The organism is Streptomyces niphimycinicus (assembly GCF_018883605.1).
In the GTDB taxonomy this organism is placed as follows: Bacteria; Actinomycetota; Actinomycetes; order Streptomycetales; family Streptomycetaceae; genus Streptomyces; species Streptomyces niphimycinicus.
This window is the reverse complement of record NZ_JAHLEM010000761.1, coordinates 1-8950: the sequence shown is the minus strand read 5'-3', so window position 1 is coordinate 8950 and position 8950 is coordinate 1. Positions and strand designations below refer to the sequence as shown.

The following is an 8950-nucleotide window of genomic DNA, read 5'->3' as shown; positions in this document are numbered from 1 at the left end:
GCTCGATGCCCTCGTCGGCCAGGGCCAGTACGGTGCGCAGCGCGGCCTCGGGGTCGTCGCCGCGCACGACGGCGACCAGCCGATGGGCGGCCAGGGCGGCTCGCAGGTCCACAGGGGGAACTCCTCGAACTCCTCGTAGAAACAGGCGGAACAGGCGGAACAGGCGGAACAGGCGGAACAGGCGGAACAGGCGGAACAGATGGAACAGGTGGAACAGACGGGACGGGCGGATTCAGTGGCAGCGGCAGGCCGCGCCGAGCGTGAGCCGCCAGCGCACCTCGCCGGAGGCGGGCACGCGCGCGGCGTCGCCGGGGCCCGCGTCGGCGAGGTCGAAGACCCGGCCGAGCATCGGCTCGACTCCTGTGCTGCGGTAGGGGTGTTCGGCGGGAAAACCGCCGAGGTTGCGCCACACGGCGATGGACAGCGGCTGCCCGTCGGCCTCGAGCGCGAAGGCCAGGCGGCCCGTGCCGTCGTGGACGCAGGCGCGCGGGGTGTCCACGACCGCGCCGACCGCGGTGCCGTCGTCCGGTCCGAACCGGTCCAGGGGCAGGCCGAGGGGCGCGGGCCAGTCGCCCGCCACCCACGGCGCCCCGTTCGGCCAGGGCCGGTCCAGCAGCGGTGCGGCCTCCGGGAAGAGCCGGGCGCGTGCCCCCTCCCGCAGGCGCAGGGACGCCCGCGGGGACAGATCGAGCAGCGCGTGGGCGGCCCAGACGAAGCGGAAGCCCGGGTCGGCGTGCAGCACGTAGTCGGCCTCCGCGCCGTCGGCCGTCCCGCGGATCGTGCGCGCCAGCGTGAACCAGTCGCACTGGACGGTCTCCGTGTCCCCCTCCCGCTTCCAGGGACGTGACCAGGCGTCACCGTGGTCCGGGGCGCCGCGGACGGTGGGGACGCACTCCTCCAGGCCGCCCGCGTCCACGAAGGCGTCCCCGGGCGACACCTGGTCCCGTCCGGCCGCCGCCCTGCCGTGCCACAGCCATTCGCGTTCCCCGGCGCGCAGCGAGGTCCAGCGGCCGCCGTGCGCGGGGTCGGTGACGATCTCCAGCACCGTTGTCACCACTCCGCGAAGGAGCCGTCGGGGTGCCGCCAGACCGGGTTGCGCCAGGTGTGACCGGTGCGGTCGGCCGCGCGTACGGCCGCCTCGTCGATGGTGATGCCCAGGCCGGGGGCGTCCCCGCGGGGCGCATGGCCGTCCACGAAGCGGAACGGCTCGGTGTCGACGAGGTAGGACAGCAGATCGGCGTCCTTGTTGTAGTGGATGCCGCGGCTCTGCTCCTGGATCAGGAAGTTCGGTGTCGCGAACGCGACCTGGAGGCTGGCCGCCAGCGCGATGGGGCCGAGCGGGCAGTGCGGGGCGAGCTGGGCGCCGTAGGTCTCGGCGAGCGAGGCGATGCGGTGCACCTCGGAGATGCCGCCCGCATGGGACAGATCGGGCTGTGCGACGGCGATACCGGCGGCGAGCACGGGCAGGAACTCGGTGCGTCCGTAGAGCCGTTCACCGGTGGCCAGCGGCACCGGGGTGGAGGCGACCAGGCCGGGGAGCAGATGGCTGTGCTCGGGGACGACGGGCTCCTCCACGAACAGCGGGTGGAAAGGGCCCAGTTCGGCCAGGACGCGGCGGGAGGTGGCGGCGGTGAACCGTCCGTGGAAGTCGACGGCCACATCGCGGTCCGGGCCGAGGACCTCGCGGGCGGCGGCCACCCGGTCGACGACCGCGGCGGTCTCGGCCGCGGTGGCCACCGGAGAGGTCGCCCCGGCGCCGTTCATCTTCACCGCCGTGAAGCCCGCCTCGACCTGCGCGGTGATCTGCTCGGACAGCTCGGCGGGCTCGTCGCCGCCGACCCAGGCGTACACCCGGACCCGGTCGCGCACGGGCCCGCCCAGCAGGGCGTGCACCGGGGCGCCGTAGGTCTTTCCGGCGATGTCCCACAGGGCCTGGTCGAGGCCGGCGACGGCGCTGGACAGCACGGGTCCGCCGCGGTAGAAGCCGCCCTTGGTGAGCACCTGCCAGTGGTCCTGGATGCGCAGCGGATCCTTGCCGATCAGGTATTCGGCGAGGACGTCGACGGCGGCGCGGACCACCTCGGCGCGCCCCTCGACGACGGGCTCGCCCCAGCCGACCACGCCGTCGTCGGTCTCGACGCGGCAGAACAGCCAGCGCGGCGGCACGGCGAAGGTCTCGATACGGGTGATCTTCACTGGCCAGAGGGCCTTTCCATGTCGTTGTCGGAGCCGCCGACCCGGTCCAGGTCGCGGCCTGCCTGGTCGAGCAGGGCCCGCATGGCGGCCTCGGCGGCGTGCGGGTCCCGGGCGCGCACGGCGTCCAGGACGGCGCGGTGGGCGGGTACGGGGTCCTGGCTGTGGGGGGAGCTGTGCACGATGCGGTCGCGGTGGGCGAGGCCCGACTCGATCACCATCTCCATGCGTTCGAGGAGTTCGTTGTGGGTGGCGACGAGCAGGGCCCGGTGGAAGGCGAGGTCGGCCTCCACCGCGTGGGCGGCGTCCGAGCCGCCCACGCCCATCGCGTCCACGGCGGCGTCCAGGGCGGCGAGGTCGGCGTCGGTGCGCCGCTCGGCGGCCAGGCGTACGGCCGCCGGTTCGATGATGGAGCGCACCTCGGCGAGGTTGCGCAGCAGTGCGCGGTCGGCGTCGGTGGTGCGGTCGCTGTGGAACTGCCAGCGCAGCACGTCGGCGTCGAGCAGATTCCAGTCCGAGCGGTTCCGTACGAAGGTGCCGCGCTTCTGACGGGCGTCGACCATCCCCTTGGCGGCCAGTACCTTCAGCGACTCGCGCAGGGCGGTGAGGCTGACGTCCAGTTCGCTCTGGAGGGCGGTCAGGTCCAGGGTGGCTCCTTCGGGGATCTGGCCGCCCAGGATGCGGCGGGCGAGGGCCTCCACGGTCTGGCCGTGCACGCCGCGGCGGGCGTAGGGCGTCATGTCGTAGTGCCTTTCTGCTGCGAGCTGATCGCGGTGGTCATGCGGAGGACTTGACGACGCTCCAGCCGCCGTCCACGACAAGACTCGCACCGGTGATGTAGGCGGCCTCAGGGGAGCCCAGGAAGGCGATGGCCGCGGCCACCTCCTCCGGGGTGCCGAACCGGCCCGCCGCGGTTTCGGCGACGCTGCGCGCGCGGTCCTCGGGGGACACCCGGTCCCAGGCCGCCGTCAGGATCGGGCCGGGCAGCACGGCGTTGACCCGCACCTCGGGCCCGTACTCGACGGCGAGCTGCCCGCACAGCGACAGCAGCGCCCCCTTGGAGGCCGCGTAGGCGGGGTGGCCGGGGATGCCCTTGTGGGCGTGGACGGACGAGGTCAGGACGACGGCTCCGCGGCGGGCGCGCAGATCGTCCAGGACCGCCTTGAATCCGAGGAAGGCGCCCGTGAGGTTGACGGAGAGCTGCCGCTGCCAGGAGTCCAGGGACATGTCATGGGCGGGGGTGACGTCGACGCTGTAGGCATTGCTGACCAGCAGGTCGACCGGCCCGAAGCCGCGGGCGGCGGCCGCGATCCGCGCCCAGTCCTCCTCCGCGGAGACATCGGCGGCCACGAAGCGGGCCCGGCCGCCGTCCTCGCGGATCCGCGCGGCGACCGCCGCGCCGCGCTCCTCGGCGATGTCGGCGAGCACGACGGCGGCGCCCTCCTGGGCGAGGCGTTCGGCGGTGGCGGCACCGATGCCGGAGGCGGCTCCGGTGACCACGGCCGTGCGGGCGGTGAAGCGGTCACCGTACCGGCGGGGCTGTTCCATCGGGGGATCGGGCTCCTTCGCAGTACTGCGGGCGGGGGCGGACATGGGCCGGTCGGCGCTCTACTGCCGGGTCAGCACCACCAGTTCCGCGTCGTGGTCGGCGCTCCAGGCGAACGGCAGCCCGTAGTGGAGCAGATGGGCGCCGCTGTACGTGGTCGCCGACGCGGCGTCCCGGTAGCGGGCGGCCGGGTCGAGGCCGCGCAGCCGGAGCCGGGCCGGACGCCCCGGGACGAGCGGGGATCCGTCCAGGCGGCCGGTGCTGAGCGCGGCGACGACGGTACGCCCGTCCGGGCCGTCGTACTGCACGCCGCACGTGGCGGCCGGCGGGCTGCCCAGCAGCCGGGCCTCGCCGAGGTGGACGACATCGCGCACCTCCTTGTAGCGGGCGATCCACCCAGCGGCCTCCGCGCGCTGCCCGGCGTCCCACTTCCGCAGGTCGGCGCCGATGCCGAGGACTCCGCACATGGCGGCCACGAAGCGGAAGGCGAGGCTGCGCGGACGGGGATCGAAGACGCCGGGGGCGTCGGTCACCCACGAGCTCATCACATGCGGGGCATGGGCGTGCAGGAAGCCGTGCTGGATGGCCAGCCGGTCCAGGGGCGCGGTGTTGTCACTGGGCCAGACCACGTCGGTGCGGGCGAGGGTCGCGTGGTCGATCCGCCCGCCGCCGCCCGCGCACCCCTCGACGGTGACCCGGGGGTGGGCGGTGCGCAGATGGTCCAGGACGCGCAGATAGCCGGTGACGTGCTGGGCGTCCAGGTCGAGACGGTCGGCCAGGCCGGCACCGGGGCGGCCGCGCTCGGTCGGCGGCCGGTTCATGTCCCATTTGAGGTAGCTGATGTCATGGCCGGTCAGCAGCCGGTCGAGGGTGGCGATGACGAAGTCCTGGACATCGGTCCGGCCCAGGTCGAGCAGGAGCTGGTGGCGCACCAGGCGGGCGGGGCGGCCGTCGATCCGGTACACCCAGTCGGGGTGGTCGGCGTACAGCTTGCTGCCGGGGCTGACGGCCTCCGGCTCGATCCACAGGCCGAAGTCCAGGCCCAGCGCCCGTATGTCGGCCACGAACCGGTCGAAGCCGGACGCGAAGGCCGCCGGGTCCGGATACCAGTCGCCCAGCCCGCCGGTGTCGTCGGCGCGGCCGGTGAACCATCCGTCGTCCACGACGAACAGCTCGGCCCCGAGGTCCGCGGCCGTCCTCGCCAGTTCGAGCTGCGCCGCCGCGTCGACGTCGAAGGCGGTGGCCTCCCAGGAGTTGTAGAGCACCTTGCGGGGGCGGTGCAGCCGCTCGCCGGTCAGATGGCGCTCGTAGCGGTGCCAGACGCGGGACAGCCCGTCGAGCCCTTCGGCGCTGAACGCGCAGGCGAGGCGCGGTGTGGTGAGAGTGTCGCCGGGTGCCAGCCGCACCAGGCCCTCGTGCGGTACGCGGCCGGAGCGTATGCGCACGGTGCCGCCCGGTTCGGCCTCCGCGGTGATGTGCCAGTTGCCGGGCCACTCCAGGGCCACGCCATAGGCGGGCGGGTCCCCGGGGTCCGCCGCGTCCTGGATCGCGAGCCAGGGCGCGTAGGCGTGCCCGGGCACGCCCTGGCTGCTGCCCATGGTGAACGCGCCCCTGGCAAGGGTGAGTTGGGTGCGCTGGAACTCCTGCGACCACTGGCCGGTGAGGTACGTCAGCCGGGCACCGGCGGTCACGGGCACGTTCACGGCGGCCGAGTCGAACCGCTCCAGCCGCAGATCCTCCTCGCCCGTGCAGGTGAGCTCGGTCCAGCGGTGGATCACATCGGTGCCGGGCACCGTGGCGTAGCACAGGGCCGTACGCAGACCGAGCGGGCCGTCGGTGAAGGTGAGCCGCAGGGTCCCCGGCCCCTCCTCGGCGCCCTCGAACTCCCACCACACCCCTCGCTCGGCACCCGGGCGCCCCGCCACCAGGTCGGCCCCGGTGAACGGCCGCAGCCCGTACGGCAGATACTCGGCGGGCGCGGCGTCGGCGGGCGTGATGAAGTGGGTGCGCCTCGACCAGTCCAGCGCGGACGGGCCGGTCTCGACACCGGGCGGCCCCCACGCGTCCAGCTCGGCCCACGGGCCGTCGGGGGAGAGGCGGACGGCGTAGCAGGTGTGCTCGGTGCGCAGGGTCCAGCGCCGGTACGACGTCATTTCACCGCTCCGAGATTGAGCCCGGCCACGAAGTGGCGCTGGAAGCGCAGGAAGACGGCCACGGTGGGCGCCGCGGCGATGACGGACCCGGCCGCGATCACGTTCCACATCGACACGAACTGGCCCTGTAGCCCGATCAGGGCACCGGTGATGGGCATCTTGCTGTCGCTGCGCAGCACGGTGATCGCCCACAGCAGATCGTTGAAGATCCAGGTGAAGGACAGCGCGGCCAGCGCCGGGCGGGTGAGCGGCAGGATGATCCGCCGGAAGATCTGCCAGGGACCGGCGCCGTCGATGAGCGCGGCCTGCTGGATCTCGACCGGGATCGCCCGCATGAAGCCGTGCAGGACGAAGACGTAGAAGCCGACGCCGAAGCCGATCTGCACCCCGATGAGCGCGGGGAGCGTGTCGTAGACGCCCATCAGCTCGCTCAGCTTGGAGACCGGGATGAGCAGGATCTGCGGCGGGAGCAGGTTGCCGCCGAGCATGAGCAGCAACAGGGAGCGGCGGAAGGGCACCTCGTAGCGGCTGAGGGCGAACGCGGCCATGGCGGCCAGGGCCAGCGTCACCAGCACGCACGGAATGGTGACGACCAGGCTGTTGATCAGGGCCCGCTGCTGGCCGCCGTCCACCCATGCCTGACGGAAGTTGTCGAGGGTGAAGGAGCGGGGCCAACTGCCCAGGCCATGGACGGCGATGTCGTCGAAGGAACGCAGGCTGGTCACCAGGACCAGGGCGATCGGCAGCAGCCACAGGACGGCCAGCGCACCGGCGCCCAGATGGAATCCGGCGGTCGCGGCGCGCTTGCGGCGCACGGCGGTGGAGGTGGCGGACATCAGTCGGCCTCCCGGAAGGCGCGCACGAGGTAGGAGGCGATGACGCCGAAGGCCAGGACGAAGATGACGACCGCCAGCGCGGAGCCGTATCCCAGCCGCAGGGACTGGAAAGCGGTGGAGTACATGTAGGTGCTCAGCAGTTCGGACGAGTGGTAGGGACCGCCCCGGGTCAGTGACCACACGACGTCGAAGGAGCGCAGCGAGTCGATGATGATCACGGACAGGACGACGGCGTTGACACCGCGCAACTGCGGCAGCGTCACATGGCGGAAGCGCTGCCAGGGCCCGGCGCCGTCGACCTTGGCCGCCTCGTACAGGGCCGGGTCGATGCCCTTGAGCCCGGCGAGGTACAGCACCATCACATAGCCCACCTGGCGCCACAGCGCGGGCACGATCACCGCGTACAGGGCGGTGTCCTGGTCGGCGAGCCAGGCGTGGCGCAGGCTGCCCAGGCCGACCGTTTCCAGGAGCTGGTTCAGGACGCCGTCGGGCTGGTAGATGGCCTGCCAGACCAGGGCGGTGGCGACCAGGGAGAAGACGACCGGCCGGAACAGGGCGGCGCGGTAGAAGCCGACCCCGCGGCGCTCCTGCTGGAGGAGGAGGGCCGCGCCGAGGCCGAGGAGCGCGGACAGTCCGCCGAACAGCACCAGCCACAGCACGGTGTCGACGGCGGCGGTGCGGAAGACCTGGTCGTGGGCCATCTCGCGGAAGTTGCCGAGGCCCACGAACTCGGGCGCCGACACCCCGTCCCAGTTGGTCAGGGCGAGGTAGAAGCCCTGGAGCGCGGGCCAGAAGACCCAGACGGCCTCGGCGAGCAGCGGGACCAGGAGGAAGGCGAGCACCAGCGGGGGAGTGCGCCGAGGGCCCCGGGTCCGGCGGCCGCGGGGCGGCGGCGGGGCCGGGGAGGTGCGTTCGGGGACGGTGAGGACGGCCACGTCAGGCCCGCCAGATCTGGTCGGCGTCGCGCTCCAGCGCCGTGGAGTAGCGCCCCAGATCGGGCGAGGCCCACACCTCGTCGAGGTCGAGCAGCAGGTTCTTCTTGGCGTATGCGTCCGCCACCGAGCCGGGGTACCAGGTGAGCACATCCGGCGGATTGGCCGAGGTCAGATACGTCGGCAACTGGGTGCGGAAGGTCTCCGCGGCGACCGTGTTGAGGCTTGCGCGCCCCGAGCCCTGCTTGGCGTAGGCGGCGGCGAGGTCCTCCATGGCCGCCTTCGCCTGCGGGGCGGACAGGTTGGACTGGAGGGTCACCGCGCCGCCCCCGGAGGCGCCCTTGCCGGAGGAACTGGCGGTGACACAGCCGCTGAGCAGTGCTGTGGTCCCGGCGGCGCCGAAGCCGGCGAGAAGCAGTCGTCGGCTGGGGTGCTGGTTCGTCATGGAGTGCTCCTTGTGGATCCACTCGGCGGGCCCGGCTGCTCGCTGCCTGCCGGGCCCCCGCTCGCGGCGGATCCAGGTTCGCGTGGCGCTCGCACCACGTCAAGATTAATACCTAATTTATTTGAATTGAGTTCGGTACACCGACCCATCGACCCCGCGGCACACGGCATCGATCACACCGTCCTGGCCCGCGACCGCCCCGAGCGCACCGTCGAACGCGGCGCTGGGGAACTCCTGCCGCTTGCTCCACCCCTGCCAGGCGCCGTGCTCGTACCGCTGCTGCCAGAGCGTGGAGTCGCCGCCCCGCGCGAACAGCACCACCGCGTCGCCCGCGTCGCCCGCATCGCCCGCGGCGACCAGCGTCGGGCTGCCGCTGACGGTCCCGCCGAGCGAACTCCACGCCGACCACTGCCCGGACGCGTCCCGCGACCGCGTCCACACCTCGTCGGCCGAGTTGCGCACGGCCACCTGGACCCGCCCCCGTCCGTCCACGACGGCCGACGGCCTGCCGTACGTCGGCCGGTCGCCCGGCGCGCCGAGCGACGACCAGCCGTCCGACGGCCCCCGCCGCGCGATCCGCCCGTCGGCGCCGCGCGCGAACAGCGTCCAGTGGCCGGGGTCGGTGAAGGCGACGGAGGGCGCGTCGGTCAGCTTCCCGCCGAGGTCCTGCCAGGCGCCCCAGCGTCCGTCCGCGAACACCCGCCGGTACGCCCGGGAGTCGGCGCCGCGCACGAAGACGTCGATCCGCCCGCCCGCCGAGGCATACGCGGCGGGCTGACCGAGGATCTTCCCGTGCGCCGGGCCGAGCCGCGCCGGGCCGATCCGCGCCGGGCCGATCCGCGCCG

General features: G+C 73.3%; 8 protein-coding genes and 2 pseudogenes. All 10 read right to left on the bottom strand.

Features of this window, described 5'->3' with window-relative positions; translation table 11 throughout:
• Positions 1-112: pseudogene (locus KN815_RS51160) on the bottom strand (bifunctional 4-hydroxy-2-oxoglutarate aldolase/2-dehydro-3-deoxy-phosphogluconate aldolase); the annotation flags it as partial.
• 120 nt (positions 113-232) lie between these two features.
• Positions 233-1054, bottom strand: coding sequence for an aldose epimerase family protein (locus KN815_RS42115; RefSeq protein WP_216347052.1), 822 nt, complete (start codon positions 1052-1054; stop codon positions 233-235).
• Positions 1051-2196 (bottom strand): galactonate dehydratase, encoded by a 1146-nt coding sequence (gene dgoD / locus KN815_RS42110; RefSeq protein ID WP_216347051.1) that lies wholly within the window; start codon positions 2194-2196, stop codon positions 1051-1053. Before dgoD ends, KN815_RS42115 begins: the two co-directional genes overlap by 4 nt.
• The gene (locus tag KN815_RS42105; RefSeq protein WP_216347050.1) at positions 2193-2933 is read right to left on the bottom strand and encodes a FadR/GntR family transcriptional regulator; all 741 of its coding nucleotides are present in this window, start codon (positions 2931-2933) and stop codon (positions 2193-2195) included. Before KN815_RS42105 ends, dgoD begins: the two co-directional genes overlap by 4 nt.
• Positions 2934-2970: 37 nt before the next feature.
• On the bottom strand, positions 2971-3741 hold the full coding sequence (locus KN815_RS42100) for an SDR family NAD(P)-dependent oxidoreductase (RefSeq protein WP_216347049.1): 771 nt from the start codon (positions 3739-3741) through the stop codon (positions 2971-2973).
• Positions 3742-3801: 60 nt separating this feature from the next.
• Positions 3802-5892 carry an alpha-galactosidase gene (locus KN815_RS42095; RefSeq protein WP_216347048.1) on the bottom strand — a complete coding sequence of 697 codons (2091 nt, stop codon included), beginning with the start codon at positions 5890-5892 and terminating at the stop codon, positions 3802-3804.
• Entirely contained in the window at positions 5889-6728 is an 840-nt protein-coding gene (locus tag KN815_RS42090) for a carbohydrate ABC transporter permease (protein ID WP_216347047.1), read from the bottom strand. Before KN815_RS42090 ends, KN815_RS42095 begins: the two co-directional genes overlap by 4 nt.
• Positions 6728-7663, bottom strand: a complete 936-nt coding sequence (locus KN815_RS42085) for a carbohydrate ABC transporter permease (protein ID WP_216347046.1) — start codon at positions 7661-7663, stop codon at positions 6728-6730. The genes KN815_RS42090 and KN815_RS42085 overlap by 1 nt, the downstream gene beginning before the upstream one ends.
• A 34-nt stretch (positions 7664-7697) precedes the next feature.
• A pseudogene (locus tag KN815_RS42080) lies at positions 7698-8105 on the bottom strand (carbohydrate ABC transporter substrate-binding protein); the annotation flags it as partial.
• Between the two features lie 117 nt (positions 8106-8222).
• Positions 8223-8950: DUF8189 domain-containing protein (locus KN815_RS42075; RefSeq protein WP_507229927.1), on the bottom strand; the 728-nt coding region annotated here is incomplete at its 5' end.

Coding starts and splice junctions, on each gene's coding strand:
- KN815_RS42105 (WP_216347050.1), bottom strand. CDS start 2,933: ATGACGCCCTACGCCCGCCGCGGCGTGCACGGCCAGACCGTGGAGGCC.
- KN815_RS42100 (WP_216347049.1), bottom strand. CDS start 3,741: ATGGAACAGCCCCGCCGGTACGGTGACCGCTTCACCGCCCGCACGGCC.
- KN815_RS42095 (WP_216347048.1), bottom strand. CDS start 5,892: ATGACGTCGTACCGGCGCTGGACCCTGCGCACCGAGCACACCTGCTAC.
- KN815_RS42090 (WP_216347047.1), bottom strand. CDS start 6,728: ATGTCCGCCACCTCCACCGCCGTGCGCCGCAAGCGCGCCGCGACCGCC.